Origin of the sequence: Mucilaginibacter rubeus, from assembly GCF_003286415.2 — a bacterium.
GTDB lineage: Bacteria > Bacteroidota > Bacteroidia > Sphingobacteriales > Sphingobacteriaceae > Mucilaginibacter > Mucilaginibacter rubeus_A.
Genome location: NZ_CP043450.1, coordinates 6259211 through 6276218, shown reverse-complemented (window position 1 = coordinate 6276218; position 17008 = coordinate 6259211). Strand labels below are relative to the sequence as shown.

At 41.4% G+C, this 17008-nt stretch carries 18 protein-coding genes and 1 tRNA gene; 12 read left to right on the top strand and 7 right to left on the bottom strand.

Features of this window, described 5'->3' with window-relative positions:
• Nucleotides 1-45: 45 nt before the first annotated feature.
• The gene (locus tag DEO27_RS25200) at nucleotides 46-1452 is read right to left on the bottom strand and encodes a Wzz/FepE/Etk N-terminal domain-containing protein (RefSeq protein WP_112568242.1); all 1407 of its coding nucleotides are present in this window, start codon (nucleotides 1450-1452) and stop codon (nucleotides 46-48) included.
• Between the two features lie 448 nt (nucleotides 1453-1900).
• Here DEO27_RS25200 and DEO27_RS25195 point away from each other — a divergent pair, with 448 nt between their 5' ends.
• Nucleotides 1901-2950: a hypothetical protein gene (locus DEO27_RS25195; protein ID WP_112568244.1), complete on the top strand. Its 1050-nt coding sequence runs from the start codon at nucleotides 1901-1903 to the stop codon at nucleotides 2948-2950.
• A gap of 152 nt (nucleotides 2951-3102) precedes the next feature.
• On the opposite strand, the gene DEO27_RS25190 is transcribed toward DEO27_RS25195, so the two are convergent.
• Together DEO27_RS25190 and DEO27_RS25185 are read right to left on the bottom strand one after the other, a co-directional pair.
• Nucleotides 3103-3176, bottom strand: a tRNA-Pro gene (locus DEO27_RS25190).
• 108 nt (nucleotides 3177-3284) lie between these two features.
• Nucleotides 3285-3998 (bottom strand): hypothetical protein, encoded by a 714-nt coding sequence (locus DEO27_RS25185; RefSeq protein WP_112568246.1) that lies wholly within the window; start codon nucleotides 3996-3998, stop codon nucleotides 3285-3287.
• Between the two features lie 435 nt (nucleotides 3999-4433).
• Here DEO27_RS25185 and DEO27_RS25180 point away from each other — a divergent pair, with 435 nt between their 5' ends.
• From DEO27_RS25180 to DEO27_RS25155, 6 genes are all read left to right on the top strand, one after another.
• Nucleotides 4434-4862: a hypothetical protein gene (locus tag DEO27_RS25180; RefSeq protein WP_112568248.1), complete on the top strand. Its 429-nt coding sequence runs from the start codon at nucleotides 4434-4436 to the stop codon at nucleotides 4860-4862.
• 216 nt (nucleotides 4863-5078) lie between these two features.
• Entirely contained in the window at nucleotides 5079-8408 is a 3330-nt protein-coding gene (locus DEO27_RS25175; RefSeq protein ID WP_112568250.1) for a DUF4175 family protein, read from the top strand.
• A gap of 1 nt (nucleotide 8409) precedes the next feature.
• A complete protein-coding gene (locus DEO27_RS25170) occupies nucleotides 8410-8832 on the top strand; it encodes an ATP-binding protein (protein ID WP_112568252.1) in 423 nt (140 codons plus the stop codon).
• Complete coding sequence (gene ybeY / locus DEO27_RS25165; protein ID WP_112568254.1) at nucleotides 8832-9257, top strand: rRNA maturation RNase YbeY; 426 nt, start codon at nucleotides 8832-8834, stop codon at nucleotides 9255-9257. The genes DEO27_RS25170 and ybeY overlap by 1 nt, the downstream gene beginning before the upstream one ends.
• Before the next feature lie 43 nt (nucleotides 9258-9300).
• Nucleotides 9301-9816, top strand: a complete 516-nt coding sequence (locus DEO27_RS25160) for a glutathione peroxidase (RefSeq protein ID WP_091210258.1) — start codon at nucleotides 9301-9303, stop codon at nucleotides 9814-9816.
• Between the two features lie 476 nt (nucleotides 9817-10292).
• On the top strand, nucleotides 10293-11171 hold the full coding sequence (locus DEO27_RS25155) for a DMT family transporter (protein ID WP_112568256.1): 879 nt from the start codon (nucleotides 10293-10295) through the stop codon (nucleotides 11169-11171).
• A gap of 112 nt (nucleotides 11172-11283) precedes the next feature.
• Here the strand turns inward: DEO27_RS25155 and DEO27_RS25150 are convergent, their stop codons facing one another.
• Complete coding sequence (locus DEO27_RS25150; protein WP_146749975.1) at nucleotides 11284-11724, bottom strand: nuclear transport factor 2 family protein; 441 nt, start codon at nucleotides 11722-11724, stop codon at nucleotides 11284-11286.
• Between the two features lie 126 nt (nucleotides 11725-11850).
• Here DEO27_RS25150 and epsC point away from each other — a divergent pair, with 126 nt between their 5' ends.
• From epsC to DEO27_RS25135, 3 genes are read left to right on the top strand one after another with little or no spacing between them, the layout of a single operon-like run.
• Nucleotides 11851-12681: a serine O-acetyltransferase EpsC gene (epsC, locus tag DEO27_RS25145; RefSeq protein ID WP_112568260.1), complete on the top strand. Its 831-nt coding sequence runs from the start codon at nucleotides 11851-11853 to the stop codon at nucleotides 12679-12681.
• A 23-nt stretch (nucleotides 12682-12704) separates the two neighbouring features.
• The gene (cysM, locus tag DEO27_RS25140; RefSeq protein WP_112568262.1) at nucleotides 12705-13577 is read left to right on the top strand and encodes a cysteine synthase CysM; all 873 of its coding nucleotides are present in this window, start codon (nucleotides 12705-12707) and stop codon (nucleotides 13575-13577) included.
• A gap of 15 nt (nucleotides 13578-13592) precedes the next feature.
• A complete protein-coding gene (locus tag DEO27_RS25135) occupies nucleotides 13593-13790 on the top strand; it encodes a DUF5808 domain-containing protein (RefSeq protein WP_112568264.1) in 198 nt (65 codons plus the stop codon).
• Nucleotides 13791-13876: 86 nt separating this feature from the next.
• Here the strand turns inward: DEO27_RS25135 and DEO27_RS25130 are convergent, their stop codons facing one another.
• Nucleotides 13877-14482, bottom strand: a complete 606-nt coding sequence (locus DEO27_RS25130) for an HAD family hydrolase (RefSeq protein ID WP_112568266.1) — start codon at nucleotides 14480-14482, stop codon at nucleotides 13877-13879.
• A 70-nt stretch (nucleotides 14483-14552) separates the two neighbouring features.
• On the opposite strand from DEO27_RS25130, the gene DEO27_RS25125 reads away from it, so the two are divergent.
• On the top strand, nucleotides 14553-14738 hold the full coding sequence (locus DEO27_RS25125; RefSeq protein ID WP_223818048.1) for a hypothetical protein: 186 nt from the start codon (nucleotides 14553-14555) through the stop codon (nucleotides 14736-14738).
• Complete coding sequence (locus tag DEO27_RS25120; RefSeq protein ID WP_112568268.1) at nucleotides 14726-15058, top strand: type II toxin-antitoxin system RelE/ParE family toxin; 333 nt, start codon at nucleotides 14726-14728, stop codon at nucleotides 15056-15058. Before DEO27_RS25125 ends, DEO27_RS25120 begins: the two co-directional genes overlap by 13 nt.
• On the opposite strand, the gene DEO27_RS25115 is transcribed toward DEO27_RS25120, so the two are convergent.
• Nucleotides 15031-15387, bottom strand: a complete 357-nt coding sequence (locus DEO27_RS25115) for a hypothetical protein (RefSeq protein WP_112568270.1) — start codon at nucleotides 15385-15387, stop codon at nucleotides 15031-15033. The two genes, DEO27_RS25120 and DEO27_RS25115, sit on opposite strands and share 28 nt — an antisense overlap.
• 188 nt (nucleotides 15388-15575) lie before the next feature.
• Complete coding sequence (gene thrC / locus DEO27_RS25110; RefSeq protein ID WP_112568272.1) at nucleotides 15576-16886, bottom strand: threonine synthase; 1311 nt, start codon at nucleotides 16884-16886, stop codon at nucleotides 15576-15578.
• Between the last annotated feature and the right edge of the window lie 122 nt (nucleotides 16887-17008).

The window sequence follows — 17008 nt, the reverse complement described above, 5'->3', positions numbered from 1 at the left end:
TAATGTTTATATTTTTAATTGATATTCTTCATTTTAAGATTGTTTTTAATGAGCGGTCTCTCTTTTAGATATCAAATGTTCATTGAATGCCAGCAACAAAGAGGGCAATATCAAACCTGCCAACAGTGCTAAAAGATATATTAACAGTGATCTCGGAACCGTCGATTCCCGGGTGTCCGACTGTTCAATTACAGTAAGGCTTAAATCAGCCGCCTGTGTACCTGATCCATGTATCAGCCTGGTATATTGTTGCTGCTTGTTTTTGATAACAGCGTCTACGAAGGTCAGGGAGTCGTTTAATTGTTTTGATAAAAAGGCCCCTACAGATCTTGTCCATTTAGGCTGGCTGCTGTCCCTAATCCGTTTGTCCCTGAACGTTATGGCATTTAAAAGTTTTTTCTGTAATGATCCGATCTCCAAATTGAAAGCAGATGCGTTTGTATCTGAATCCTGTAACTGTCGCTGCTTTTCAAGTTGCGCGTTGTTAAAATCCGTTATTAGTTTTTCGATATGACTGTCGCCAACATCATAGCCGTCGGGGATTAAAACAAAAGTGTAGAGGGGTTTGGTGAGATAAGGTTTAATGGCGTCAAATGCATCTAAAGCAACCTGCTCTTTTTCGGATGTAACTGTTGGTATCGTTTTTCTTATGTGGTTCAGCACGTTCTGCTGCTGCCGGTATTTATTTGCAATTCCCTTATAATATGTTATGCTATCATTTAACTCAGGGATTAATGATTTGTCAATAGCTGTTTTGCCGGTTAAGCTTGTTTTCGCGTATCGGTTGTTTATAATTTCTATCAGCTTATTTAAAAAGGCCTGGCCCTTTTGAGCATTATTTACATTTATACTCAGTTCAAAACTATTACTGCTTAAAACTTTTGCATTCAAATTTTTACTAAACAGTTCAGTCAAATTAGCAAAGGGTGTGATTTTAAGCGTTAGCGGCGGTTGCGTTGGTTTAAAAGCAGGACCTTTTATTATGGTATAACTTAAAGAACCATATTTAACAGGATGGTACAATGGCACATCTGTAAGGACATTGTTTTGATCGATCCTGCAGACGCTGCCATTGATTAAATTAATAGTAATTTCAGTAGGAGAATTATAGGTACTCCCTTTGCCAAGCATAAATTTAATGGGTAACGAATCTCCATAGAGTTCCGTTGTTTTAAAAGTACCTTTGCGATAGTAGCTTACCTGAAGCTTTAGCGCTTTAACGGCATTTTTTATCGCAGCTTCAGACCGTAGTTCGTTGATTGCGGTAATCGGTAATTGCCAATTGTTGGATATGGCCACTTCTACCCGCACTTTGTATTTGGGTGATGAAAAAAGCAAATAAGCAGAAGCCGCTAACACAAATACTGTTACAGAAGCAATAATGAGATATTTGTTGCGGAATAAAAGACCTGAAATATTCCTTCCCGGCCCTTTGTTGTGAGCATCGTTCATAGAATATATTGATTTTGTTAATTATAAATAGCTGTAATGTAGAATGTTATATATTTGGAACAGGTGCATTAAAGGTTTGTTTCTTTGGGGAGTGTTGACTTCCTGATTTTCGTAGTGCTTCACATCTTTGTTATAGCTAAACTTCACATTTCTACCTCAAAAATTGTAAAGTGGTGGAAGCAACATATAGTGGTCAGTTTACTGATGATTTTTCACTTAAAGCGATGCTTTTTGCGTGGTTATACCCAAGGCTTTAATGGTCCTGGGTATTGATGTGTCTGGTAATGAGGCTTTAACAGGTGGCTGTTTTTGCTTGGAACCAATTGACCATTTGCCGTACCTTTGGCGATGGAGAGCGGGCTTGTTTTGCAAAAATGCGTCCCACTTTATTGAATAGCCAAGCTTAATGCAAGCATTGGATTAGTACTAACATAAACCCGATACACGAATGCAACCTGCTGTGACTAAAGCATTATACGGAACTTTTAATATAGATATGTTGCCTGCAGAAACTATTGATGTTTCTGAGAAAATCAATGATTATGTAGATGGTGACTTTATACGGATACCTAAAGATCTCGTTTTTCATAAGGCCTTTGGGCAAGTTAGTGGTAATGATAAAAAATATCTGCAAATATCAATAGGTGATCGGGTTTACAACATCCTCGAAGATCAGTATGCAGAAGATATAACCATTTCGATCGCGCAAAAGGGCAGTACAATAAAGATCATATATTATTTTTTTACCAGTCCGCATTCAAACTGGCGCGCCATCCTCGCAGGGCAGCTATTTCAATTAAAGGGTTATGGGATTTTATCCGAAGCGGAGTTTTATATTCATGTAACCGATACCAACAACTATACAGCAGAAATAAAGGAGATCATAGGCAAAATTACTCCTTCGGCAATAGTAAGCGTTTCTATAATCAATCAATTTGAATATCCTGCATTTAAATTAATGCACGATTTAGCAAAACAGGATCCAAAGAGCACTTTTTTATACTTTCATAGTAAAGGAATGACACATAACCTGCATTCCCGCTCACTTGAAGAGATCCTTTTGTTTACAAAAACGTTTGAAAACTGGAGGAAAAACATACAGTTATTAAATAAAGAAGATAAGCAAAAGGCGGGACTATTCCCGTCGGAAGAAGGGTGGATCTGGTTTAACTTCTGGTATGCAAAAGGGGCGTATCTGGCTAAATGTGAAGAGCCGGAAATAACAGATTACCGATATTATTATGAAGCCTGGCTCGGCCGCGCTAATCCCGAAAAAACAGTACCACCAACTGATTGCCTTAGTCTTTATAAAATTAAAAATGCATCTAAGTATTACTTCTCGCCTGCCGAAGCTAACATATATAAGGGAAACCTTATGGAAAAATTCTTTTCAAAGGATAAAGAGTTTAAAATTGTACGAACACCAGCTATGATACATACCCAGCTAACGATAGATTCATTTTTTAAACAGTTTAAGAAGTTGGTTAAAAAAGGCTAACGGTCTTTAAATTAGGAACCACCATAGATAGCTCTTAGTGTTATAGTATATAAAAAGGGAGATTTCATCACATACCATAACTTTTAAATAAAAAAGAGCATATCTTATCGGTAAAATTACCGCTCAATATGCTCTTCAACGATGGTTTCAAGTCGGGATGGCGGGATTCGAACCCACGACCTCCAGCACCCCATGCTGGCGCGATACCGGGCTACGCTACATCCCGATTAATGTATGGCCGGATTGCAAATATAATTGTTGTGAGTATTATTCAAAATGCAAGCATCAAAAAGGACGCTTTTGATTTTTTACCGGATAACAAAGTGCGATACCCCTACTTTTTTGCCGGCAACTCGCTATAAGTAAACGCGAATTTTCCGGATAGTTTTAATGGGATTCCAAGCTCGTTGTATTGTACATGGCCTATTGCTTTTATCTCTCTTGGCCGGCTGCCATCTAAAGGGTTAATGAGGTAAGTCATTGAAAAATCGGCCCCGGTATTAAATGAGTTTTCAATAGCATCTATTACTGCCTGGCGGTACCGGGGATCAATAACCGTAACGGCTTCGTCAAACGCGGGCTTGTCATCTTCTGAAAAACCGCGGATCCGCAAGCCATACGCTGAAAGTGTAACCTCCCGACTACTGTAATCCAGCGACCAGTCCCAGGGGTTATGATCATAAATTACAGTTAGTTCAAGGCAGTCCAGTATTTCTGATAGCTGATCATTAAGCCTGTCAGATTTCATGTACGAAAGTTCTAACTCTTCGCCCAATGCCAATAGCTCTTTTTTAAGGATAGCTATTTCTTCGGCATTTGTTTTATATAAGGCCTTGGCTGAAGTGTCTGCAGTGGATTGATTCTGTTCCTCGTTTTCGGCAGGTATATCGGTAACAAGCTGTAGCTTATATGTTTTCTTTCGCCGGGTTAAAAAAAGGTTAATATATAAAAGGCAAATAATAATACCATAAAACACAATGTTTTGCCAAACGCTACCCACACTAAAATAGTTCAATATAGAAGGATCAAGGTGATTAGGTGTAGTCATGATAGGGGGTGTCGGCTAAGTGAATGCAAGGTAATAATTAACTATACGCTTAACAACCCGTTAAATCACCTATTTTACGTTAATTTAATACATTGAAATTAATTGGTGGTTAATGATTATGGAGGGAGGGTAAATGAGTCAGTTACGTTATTTATTATGAGTCTTTACTTCTTTTAGTCAGAGATAGGGTTCAGGTTAGCAGTCCTTATCTATAAAAGAAAAAAATCAGTTGATGCAGAGATAATTTTTAATAAAAAAAACAGTTTTATAATTTACCAATAAGCCTGTTAAAGCGTTGTATTGCTTTTAAATTATTATTGTTTTATAACTATTAAAAATAGCATCGCTATTTATACATAAAGCAAATTGCCTGCAAGTAGGGGCTATTGTTATTTTATTGCTTGCTATGTATATTGTTGGCGCACTTAATAAATTATGAACAGGTCATTTACATATAGCTTAAAGGTTTGGCTGATGCTGGTTATTGTGGCACCTCTGCTGCAATTGGTTCTATCGTGGTTTATTATTCAGAATCCTCAAATAAGCCTTGTTGATGAGATCAGGAAAGATTACATCATTTTTGCCGATATGATTTTGCTGGTCACTATTCCCTTTGCCTTTATATTTTGGATGGCCGTTTATTATTTATCAAAAAAAAGAGATCCGCTTTATATCAAAACCGGTTTAACCACAGCAATTCTCATCATTACGGTACTCTCCTTTTTTGAACTACTGTTCGAAAAAAAAGTTTCGGCCATATCTTCTGTTGCGGTAATTATATTCCCATATTCAATTACAGGTATAGCTGGCATCTGGCTGCATAAGCTCGAACCAGAAATGGTTGAGGAAGAAGAAAGGGCGTAGAACAAAAAAGCGGAATTATCCTTAAATTGCTATGTTATCCCGGTTTGTAGCCGTATCTATCCCGGTAATGCGGGCCAATCATTTTTTATTGTCATAAAACAGTTAACATTTTATTATTATTGCTTTAATTTTTTAACTTAAACCAACACGTATATATTTAATACATTGCTTTTGCGTTTAACCAGGGAGTGTATTTGACTTTTTTTTACCTGTACCATGGCCTCGACAGAAAACTATGAAATTTTGCTTGGCAAAATCAATACTTTCACCCGGAAGTATTATTTCAATAATTTTCTGCGTGGGTTAATATTTTTAGGCGCTGGTCTTTTCACAGCTTACGTGGTTGTAACCCTGAGCGAGTATTTTGGCAATTTCAGCATTCTGCTGCGCACCATACTTTTCTACTTTTTTATCCTGCTTAATACCGTATTGGTTTGCTGGTTGGTTTTACCCTCATTACTGGCCTGGCTTAAATTGGGCAAAACATTAACGCATGACGAAGCGGCCGAAATTATAGGCAGGCATTTTAACGATGTTCATGACAAACTGCTTAACACCCTGCAGCTAAAAAAACTGGCTGCCGAAGATGACAATCACCGCGCCCTCATCGAAGCCAGTATCGACCAAAAGATAGAAGCCCTTAAACCGGTAAGTTTCCCGTCGGCCATCAACCTTAAGGAGAACACCAAGTATTTAAAATGGGCGCTTGGTCCGCTGGGGGTAATCGCTATTATAGCATTGGCTGCGCCATCGGTACTAACCGAAAGTACTAAAAGGCTCATCAGGCATAATGAATACTTTGTGCCAGCCGCCCCGTTTAAATTTATTATGCTGAACAAAACCCTATCGGTTGTTCAGGGGAATGATTTAAAGGTTGATATTAAACTGGAAGGAGATAAGCTGCCGGCCGATGTATACGTTGAAACCGGAGAGAATACCTTTAAGCTGGATAAGGATAACATCAGTCGTTTTCATTACCAGTTTAGCAACCTACAGCAAAATACCCGGTTTAAATTATCGGGTAACGGATTTAGTTCGGTGGTTTACGAGATCAAGGTGAACCAGAAACCGGCATTGCTTCATTTTGATGTTGAGCTGAATTACCCGGCATATCTGCATAAAAAAAATGAGAAGCTGTTAAATGCCGGCGATTTAACTGTCCCGGCCGGTACAACGGTGAATTGGCAGCTGCATACGCAATATGCCAGCGCGCTCTTGTTTGATATGAATGGCCAAAGCCGCCCGACAGTGCAAAACGGGGCTGATTTGTTTGAGCACCGCGAACGGGTGCTTAAAAATTCTGTTTATAAACTTTTACCGGTTAACGCACAAGTAAATCAAAGCGATTCGGCTTCGTATCGTATTAATGTTATTACTGATGAGGCTCCATCTATCATGGTTGATGAAAAGCCGGATTCGGTAAGTATGAAAGCCTTCTATTTTAATGGCAAGATCCAGGATGATCATGGATTTTCGTCGCTAACGTTTCATTATACTATTGAAGCTGCCGGTAACAGCAAAGCAAAAGAGTTTACCAAAAAGGTTAATGCTGATTTGGCCCAGACACAAACAGATTTCTTTTATTACTGGAACCTGAAGGAAATGGGCATCAATCCGGGCGACCATGTGAGCTACTTTTTTGAGGTTGCCGATAACGACGAAGTGACCGGCCACAAAACAGCCCGTACAGCAAAACATACACTAAATGTCCCTGACAGCAAGGAGATTAACCAACAGTTAAACGCGGGGTCAAAAGCTATAAAAGAAAAAATGCAATCGGCCATTAAATTAGCCGGCCAGGTTGAGCGCGATGCGCAAAAGCTGAACCAGAACCTGTTGAATAAAAATACGCTCTCCTTTGATGAGAAAAAGCAGGTGGAAGATCTGATGCAAAAACGTAAAGACCTGGAAGATTTAGTAAAGGATATCCAGGCCGATAACAAAAAGAATTTATACAACCGGCAGGAAAACCAACAGCAAACGGACGAGATCATGGCTAAGCAAAAACAGATAGAGGACCTGTTTAATAATGTGCTTGATCAGAAAACAAAGGAGCTGCTTCAAAACCTGCAGCAAATGCTTAATGAGCAGCAAAAAGATGCCACCCGAGATGAATTATCTAAAATGCAAATGGATAATAAATCATTGAAAAAGGAGCTGGACAGGGTGTTGGAATTGTATAAGAAACTGGAGTTTGAGCAAAAGCTGAATCAAAACCTCGACCAGCTGAATAAACTGGCAGATCAACAGCAAAAGCTATCCGAACAAACCAAACAGTCCGGAGCCGATCAAAAGAATTTGCAGCAGCAACAGGATAAGCTGAAACAGGATTTTCAGGATGTGAAGAAAGGCTTTGACGAATTACAGAAAGCCAACGATCAGGCCGAACGTAAATCCGACTATCAGAACCCCGAAAACGAAACAAAAGATATTGAGCAGCAGATGGATCAAAGCGCCGGCGATCTGCAAAAAAAGGATAACTCAAAGGCTTCAAAATCGCAGCAGCAGGCTGCAAAACAAATGAAAGAGCTTGCCGCCAAAATGCAAAAAGACAGCGACGAGGGCGAATCAAAAGAGAATGCCGTTGATGCGCAGCAGTTAAGGGAATTGTTGAAAAGCCTCGTTAACAGCTCATTTAACCAGGAAAAGCTGATGCAAACGCTTAAAAACACTAATCCTACAGATCCGTCTTACGTTACTTTATCGCAAAGCCAGAAGGATATCAAGGATAACCTGAAAACGGCCGAAGATAGCCTGTATGCCATCAGCAGGAGGGTGCCGCAAATCCAATCGACTGTAAATAAAGAGATAGCCAGTATCAACGAGCATATTGATCAGGCCCTTGAGCAGTTGGGCGACAGGCGGACGCTTGAAGCAAACCGCAATCAGCAATATGCCATGACATCTATGAACAACCTGGCCCTGATGCTGAGCGAAGCGCTTGAGCAAATGCAAAAAATGATGAACAAGGGTGGTAAAGGGGGCAAAGGGAAACAACAGTCGATATCACAGTTGGCCAAGATGCAGCAGCAGCTTAGTCAGAATATGCAAAAGGCACGTGAGCAAATGCAGCAACAGGGCAATCAGGGTAAAGGCCAGCAGGGCAATAGTGGCAACATGAGCGAACAGTTTGCTAAAATGGCACGTCAGCAGCAGATGATACGGCAGGCTTTGCAACAAATTGACAGGGACGAAAATAAAGACGGGACCGGCGGATTGGGCAATTTGGATAAAATTTCGAAAGAAATGGAACAAACGGAACGTGATCTCGTAAACAGGAGGATTACAGATGACGCGCTAAAAAGGCAGCAGCAGATACAAACCCGATTATTAGAGGCCGAAAAGGCCGAGCAGCAACGAGATCAGGATCAGCAACGGGAGAGCAATGCGGGCAAGGATTTGCCACCGGGTTATATAAAAGCACTGCAGGGGTACCAGCAACAAAAAGCGAAACAAACGGAGCAGATCAGAACAGTATCTCCGGCACTTAATTTGTATTATAAACAAAAAATAAAATCTTACTTTGATCAACTTAACGCCAAATAATATGGAAGAGGCAAATGTTCAAACCAGCGAGCTATACACGTTGCAGCTACCGTCAAAACCGGAGAGCATAGCGTTGCTTGAGCAGCTGATAGAAGAAATTGCTGATAAATATCATGTTGAGGAAGATACCTTCGCCAATATGATGACCTGCCTTAATGAAGCGGTTATTAACGCCATCATACACGGTAACAAACAGGATGAGACTAAAAAGGTGATTGTTAATGCGGAAGTAGAACCGAAACGTATTATCTGGACCGTTACCGATGAAGGCCCCGGCTTCGACTATAATAACCTTGCCGATCCTACTGCCCCCGAAAACCTGGAGAACCTTACCGGCCGCGGCGTGTTTATCATTAAACACCTTGCCGATCAATGTATTTTCAACGCCTCGGGTAATGAAATTGAACTTCACTTTAAGATCTGATGCCCGCTATTAATTTTTTTGAGGAAGACACTACTTTTAAGCCGAAACAAAAAGCACAATTAAGACAGTGGATAAAGGACACGGTAATTGCTGAAGGCTTTAAATTGAAAGAGCTTAATTATATTTTTTGCTCAGACGCGTACCTGCTGCAAATAAACCAGCAATACCTTGATCATGATACTTTTACCGATATCGTAACTTTTGACAATTCGGAAGTTGAGGGCGATATTGTTGGTGATATTTTTATCTCGATTGACCGCATCCGCGAGAATGGATCCAAATTTAAAACTGGCGAAACCAACGAGCTGCACCGTGTTATTATTCACGGGGCATTGCACCTTTTGGGTTACACCGATAAAAGTGTTGTTACAAAAGAAAAAATGACACAAAAAGAAGATGAGTACTTAGCTAAAAGAAATTTTTAGCTTTACTTTTATGCTGGATTATTAACAATCAATTGTAAAAACCATGAAAACACTGGCACTCATCATCGCCTTATTATTTGCTGCCGCACCATCTTCAGTATATGATTTTAAACTGAAAACCATCGACGGCAAAGATTTTAGCTTAGCTAAATACAAAGGCAAAAAAGTATTGATCGTAAACACGGCCTCAAAATGTGGCTTCACTAAACAATACGCCGATCTGGAAAAACTGTCTGAGCAATACAAAGGCAAGCTGGTAGTAGTAGGCTTCCCGGCCAATAACTTTGGCGGCCAGGAACCAGGTACAAACCAGGACATCAAAACCTTTTGCAAAGAAAATTTCAACGTGAAATTTCCGATGAGCGGAAAGGTTAGCGTTTTAGGTTTGGATATCGATCCCTTGTTCCAATACCTTACAACTGCTCCAAACCCAGATTTTACCGGCGACATTAAATGGAACTTTGAAAAATTCCTGATAGACGAAAATGGCAAACTAATCCACCGTTTCAGGTCACAAACAACTCCGCTATCTGAGGATATCACTAAATATCTGAACTAAACGTTTTGTTATTGAAGAAATGCAGGCCCCGGCAATAGCCGGGGCTTTTTTATTAACAGAAATTAAAAAAGCCGATGTCATTTCGATAGAGCAAGGGAGGAGCGGTGCGTAGGGGCGAAAGAGAAATCTTATACGCCAACTGCTTGCGAGGAAAGGACAGTTTGATCCGATTTTTAGTGTCAAAACAACACAATGTATTGGCGCAATAAAACTTTTTCCTATCTTTGGCCCATCAACAAATGATGACAGCAAACATTAAATATGGCACTAAAGGGAATCTCAAATCTCTTATCCGGACATTTTTGGTCTCGGAGCCTTTTTTTAATGATCCACCATTCTTTCTTTTTTGCTAATCAAAACCGGTTGTAGTGCAACTGTATTTGATCCTTTTTCAACACTATTTTCAAAACAAATTAATTAAACGCGGGCAATCATATGCATCGTTGTGTGCCCGCTCAATCTTATTTTAGCAAAAAATGAAAAAAACATTTGTTCTGTTACATATAGCTGTAGTTCTTGCCGGTTTTACCGGCGTGTTCGGGAAACTTATCTCTTTAAATGAATATTTACTTACCTGGTACCGCACCCTGTTTTCTTTTTTATTCCTTGTAGTTATTGTTTGGATTCAAAGGGCGCAGTTTAACCACTCACGGGTCAACATTTGGGAAATGGGGAAGGCCGGGTTATTGATAGCCTTTCACTGGGTGTTTTTTTATGCCAGTATCAAATATTCAAATGTATCTGTAGGCGTAGTTTGTTATTGCCTTACCAGCTTCTTTACCGCGTTCCTGGCCCCGCTTATCAACAGGAAGCCGTTTAACATAACCGAGCTGCTGTTGAGCACGCTTACATTGGCTGGCATTGGTTTGATCTTTCATTTCGATACCTCGTTCCGCACCGGTATTGTACTGGGGGTAATATCATCTTTCCTGGCATCGCTGTATACCATTTTTAATGAACGACTGGTTAAAAAGTACGATGCCACGGTGATGAATATGTACCAGATGCTGACCGGAAGCGCTGCCTTAACTATAGTGTTACCAGTATATCTGTATTTCTTCCCGTCAAAAACAATATTGCCGGGCACTTTGGATATATTTTACCTGCTAATTTTGGCGCTTTTTTGCACCGTTGGGCTATATGTAATGGTGGCTGAGGTTTTAAAGAAGATTTCTGCCTTTACGGTCAACCTAACCTTTAACCTGGAACCTGTTTACAGCATTTTACTGGCGATGGTTTTATTCAATGAATCCCGCCAGCTTAATGTGTCTTTTTATGCGGGGCTGTTAGTGATCATAATTTCGGTTGTTTTGCAGGCGGGATTAAGTAGAAGGAAAAGAATAGAGGTTATTTAATATTTATGTCATTGCTGTAAGGAACGAAGCAATCTCGTAGCCAATGCCTGTTCGATCGAATAGCGACGAGATTGCCACGCTTTGCTCGTAATGGCATTTCTGTTTTTGCAATTCAACCCTGCTCCGAAACCCTGGCCGCGGCCTTCGCCGGTAAATCCATATTACCATCCTGCTTAATGAGGTTAAGCTTATGCTTGGTGATGATCCATTTGCCATCCGTTTCAATAAGTTCGGTATCATAAGTGCCTTCCACAATCCATAGCTCGTCGCCAATAAAATGATCAGCCTTGCCATAATAATGCACCAGGGCTACCGTGCCGTTTTGCATCACATAAAAATCTGCCAGTTGATGATGTGTCCTGTCGAAGCCGGGCAAGAAGCCCCGCCATGCGGCAATGATATCAGCGGATGATGCGATGCTGGCCGGGTTTCCGGTCATGGAGCTATAGTCAAGTTCTACATTTTCGGCAAATGCGTTTTTTACTTTGGCCCAGTCCCGTTCATCGGCTCCGCTAAACAGGGCAGTTACTGTAGCAATTATTTGATCTTTCATAGGTTCGGTATCGATGTTTTTATAACCAAATATCAATTATCCGGCTCATTTTACATATTAACAACAATCTTTTATATAAACTTGTACTGTTAATGGTTGTTTTCCCAAAACAGCCCACCATAAAACATGAGTCAGGATTTTTATCAACATATTTTTGCTAAACAGCAAAACCTGGAGGCTGTGCCTTCAAACCGTGAAATTACGGCCTGGGCGCTTAAAGTGATTCATTTACTGTACCCCGAGCAAACCGGCAAACAGTTTGCTTCGGTGGAGGAACTGAAGGATGAGTTTTTGAGGCTTGAGAATGAATTGTGCGAAATTATGCATGCCACCAAGGCTTGCAGCAATTGCGATACCTCAAAACTGTCAAAAAAATTCTTTGAGGGGCTTCCCGAATTATTTCGTGTGCTGAATACCGACATCCAGGCCATTTTTAACGGCGACCCTGCTGCCCGCAGCGAGTTTGAGGTGATCCGCACTTATCCGGGCTTTTATGCCATTTCGCTTTATCGTGTGGCGCATAGCCTGTATGTTGATGATATTCCTTTGCTGCCGCGCATCCTTACCGAATACGCGCATTCAAAAACGGGAATCGACATCCATCCTGCTGCCAAAATAGACGAGTATTTCTATATAGATCATGGCACCGGTATTGTTATTGGCGAAAGCTGCGTAATAGGCAAGCATGTAAAACTATATCAGGGTGTTACACTCGGGGCCTTGAGCGTAGATAAAAGCATGGCAAATACCAAAAGACACCCTACAGTTCAGGATAATGTAGTAATTTACTCAGGTGCTACTATTTTAGGCGGAGAAACCATTATTGGGCACAATAGCGTAGTAGGAGGGAACGTTTGGCTTACCAAAAGTTTGCCACCCAACTCAAAGGTTTACCACGCCCCAAATCATAGGATCTTGAAAAGGCTGAGCATAAAACTGTTCGGGCACAAAAAATAAAATTTACCTAATAAAAATATACAATGGCTGGATTAATAGACCTGATAGGCAATACTCCTATGGTAGAAATAAAAAAGCTGAATCCGAATCCCAAAGTGCAGATCTTCGCCAAGCTGGAGGGAAATAACCCCGGTGGCAGCGTGAAAGACCGCGCATCACTCAATATGATCAGAAGCGCCATTGAGCGTGGTGATATCAAACCCGGTACCAAGCTGATTGAAGCAACAAGCGGTAACACGGGTATTGCGCTGGCGATGATAGCCCGTTTATTTGACCTGGAGATAGAACTGGTCATGCCCTCAAACTCCACCCGCGAGCGTACACTTACCATGGAAGCCTTTGGTGCTAAAGTTACTTTGCTGGAAGGTATAGAGCTTTGCCGCGATTATGCCGAAGAAAAAGCCGCTACCGGCGAATATTTTCTGTTGAACCAGTTTGCTAACCCGGATAACTATATGGCCCACGTGAAAACTACAGGTCCCGAGATCTGGAAGGATACGGAAGGCAAGATCACTCACTTTGTAAGTGCTATGGGTACAACCGGTACCATTATGGGCTGTTCGAGATATTTGAAGGGGCAAAATGCCAATGTGCAGATTGTAGGCTGTCAGCCCGTTGAGGGTTCATCGATCCCGGGTATCCGCAGGTGGCCGGAGGAATATTTACCTAAGATTTTTGATGCCACACGGGTTGACCGGGTTATGGATATCTCACAGGAAGATGCAACTCAAATGGCACGCCAGATGGCCAAAGTGGAAGGGGTATTTGCGGGGATGAGCAGCGGCGGAGCGCTATCGGCAGCAATAAAACTGGCGCAGGAACTGGAAGAAGGCGTGATCGTATTTATTTGCTGCGACCGTGGCGACAGGTATTTGAGCAGTGAATTGTTTGGATAATAAATTATCTTAATTATGGAGCCTACAGAAGACCTAAGCAATTACAAATACGGCGTGTTTTACTACAACAAGGATGACAACCGTATAATCGTACCCAAAAGAATTAAATATCTCGGCTGGACACTGAATTTTGCCCGGCCGGTTAGCTATTTGATTATGGGAATATTATTGGCGCTGGTAGTTGTAGCATGGATAATAGCGCCAAGCAAGTAAGTTTATTTTCAACCGCAGGCCGTGTCCCCACGGCCGACCTGCGATTTTTGTCCCTCCCGGCCCCCGTGTCCCGGCTTGAAATGCTTTTATAATACCTCCAAGCCTTTCAACGCTGTCTCCAAAGCCTCTGCCGATGTAAAGTGAATGCTTTTAATCCCCATTTTTTCGGCAGCTAAAATATTACGGTAATTATCATCAATAAATAAAGCTTCGTTGGCTTTTACATCATAACGATCAAGCAGAAGCTGATAAAAAGCCGGTGATGGCTTACGCATTTTTTCGGCACCGGACATTACAATACCATCAAACCAGTTTAAAAAATCATAACGCTCTAAAGCAAATGGGAAAGTCTCGGCCGACCAGTTGGTTAAAGCATAGACCTTGTACCTGCCGCTCGCTTTTAATTGTCTGAAAATTTCAACGGTACCATGAAGAGGTTCGCCCAGCATCTCTACCCAGCGGGAATAAAAGGCACGAATATTAGCTTCATGCTCCGGGTATTGAGCAACAAGCAAATCAGTACCTTCTTGTAACGACCGGCCGGCATCCTGTTCTTCATTCCAGTCGGATGTACAGATATTGGCCAGAAAATCTTTCATTTCCTGCTCATCGGTAAACAGGGTGTGATATAAATAATGCGGGTTCCAATCAATCAGGACAGCGCCCAGATCAAATATTATGGTGTTGATCATGCTATGTGAAAACTTAAAGCTAATAAACACTTTAAATTTTAATTAGTAAATTTAGATTATTAAATAGTTAATGATGTTGACGAAAGAAGAAGTGTTGAAAACGGTAAATGAGCTGCCCGGAGAATTTAGCTGTGAGGAAATATTAGACCGGTTAATGCTGTTGAATAAAATCGAAATTGGTATTGAGGAATCAAACAAAAACGAAATACTTTCAACGGAAGAAGCAAAGAAAAGTCTGGGTAAATGGTTGAAATAAACTGGACTAAACAGGCTGTTAAAGACATTGACAACATAGCCGAATTTATAGCCAAGGATTCAGAGCATTACGCCCAAATACAGGTTCAACGCTTACTATTAAGCGTTAAGCCATTGGAACGATTCCCGAAAAGAGGTAAAGTTGTTCCCGAAAAACAAGATCCTTCAATAAGAGAGGTGCTTGTTGGTAGTTATCGGGTGATTTATAGAATTGTAAGCAAAACCAGAATAGATGTGCCGTTCATCACAGCAAACGATTACTTAAAAACAGCCCTGCCTTCAAAACAAAATAATCATTTCTTCTTCGGATGGGTTTCATGAACCTCGGCCTTGGTAACCACCGAATCTTTCAGGAAAACAACAAGTGTTTGAGTGTAAGTTAATACACCTTTGTCGTATTTCCTGTCAAGGTCATACACCATACTGTCCTTGCTGCTTAACTGCGGCCGGTGAAGCAGGTGGATCACCTGTTGATATTTAAGATTGTTGAGCTGCTTGCTGGCTATCAGGTCATCAACCAAAGCTGGCCGGTAAGCAAATGTAATACCGTCCCCATCGTCCCATTTATCACGGTCGAACTTTTGTTTGCGGCTGCAGGCAGTGAGGCAAACTGCCACAAGGTAGCTAAATATCAGGGTTTTGTTAAGCATTTTATATTTCGGTATTGAATCAGACGCTGGTTGTGCCTACCCAACGATGTCATTGCGAGGAACGAAGCAATCGCACGGAGGCAGAGCGGATCTGCACAGTTTGCGATTGCTTCGTTCCTCGCAATGACATGTTGGTGACGGCCTCCTTTCTTGCAGAAGCCTATTTCCAGCATCTAAAAATACTGAAATTAATCAACCCCTAAAAGGTAGCCTTTAAAATCAGCAAAATCTTTACTGATGGCTATAGCCAGCTTTGTTTTTGATTCCAGTTCTTTTACCTGTTCCGGTACGTCAATTTTAGCTGCAACCTCTTCACTAAAAACATCAGGGAATTTACAAGGATGCGCGGTTGAAAGGAATACGCCTGCAGTATCAGTGGCGGCGTGATCTTGTTTATAATCAGTTAGTGCCTGCCATGCAATAGCTGTATGCGGGCAAACTACGTAACCATAGTTGTCAAACACCCAGTTAATGGCCTTTACGGTTTCTTCATCATCATATTTAAAGCCTACAACCAGTTCCTTAAGAGCTTCGGTATCGTTTTTAAACAGGTCGGCAATACGTACCCAGTTGCTTGGGTTACCTACGTCCATCGCGTTTGAAAGCGTGGCTACCGATGGTTTTGGTTCATAAACGCCGGTTTTTAAAAACTCGGGCACAGTATCATTAGCATTGGTGGCTGCGATAAATTTCTCGACAGGCAAACCCATTTTCCAGGCTAACAAACCGGCGCCGATATTGCCGAAGTTACCGCTTGGTACCGAGAAAACAACTTTTTTAATGCCTTGTCTTAACAACTGTGCGTAAGCATTGAAGTAATAAAAAGTTTGCGGAACCAAACGCGCTATATTAATAGAATTGGCCGATGTAAGGCGGAACTTCTCGTTCAACTCATCATCAACAAAAGCTTGTTTTACCAGTGCCTGGCAATCATCAAAAGTGCCGTCAACTTCTAATGCGCGGATATTTTGACCGTTGGTAGTTAGTTGCTGCTCCTGTACGCCGCTCACTTTGCCTTTTGGATATAGGATAGTTACCCGGGTATTTGGAACGCCTAAAAAGCCAAGGGCAACAGCGCCGCCGGTATCGCCGCTGGTAGCAACCAGAACATCCAGTTGTTTTTCGCCTGGCTCAAGGAAATAGCTCATAACACGGCTCATAAAGCGTGCACCAAAATCCTTGAACGCCAATGATGGTCCGTGGAAAAGCTCAAGAACGTATACGTTGTCTTCCAGTTTTACAATTGGGGCAGGGAAGTTAATGGCCTCATCAATCAAGGCTTTCAGGTCAGCCTCCGGGATGGAGTCACCAAGCAGGTTTTGGGCTACTTTAAAAGCAATTTCGGGCAGGGTATATTTATCAATGTTATTGATAAACTCATCATCCAAGCGAGGGATGGTGTATGGCATGTAAAGGCCTTTATCCTGCGGCATGCTGTTAAAAACCGCGTCTTTGAACGATACTTCGGATAGGGTATTATTGGTACTGTAGAGTTTCATTTTTGATTTCGGAATTCGGATGTTCGATTTCGGATTTAATTTCAATTTGTGGATTTCTCCACCTCGTCATTGCGAGGTACGAAGCAATTGCGAACTATACAGGGCGAACCTGCTAATCGGAG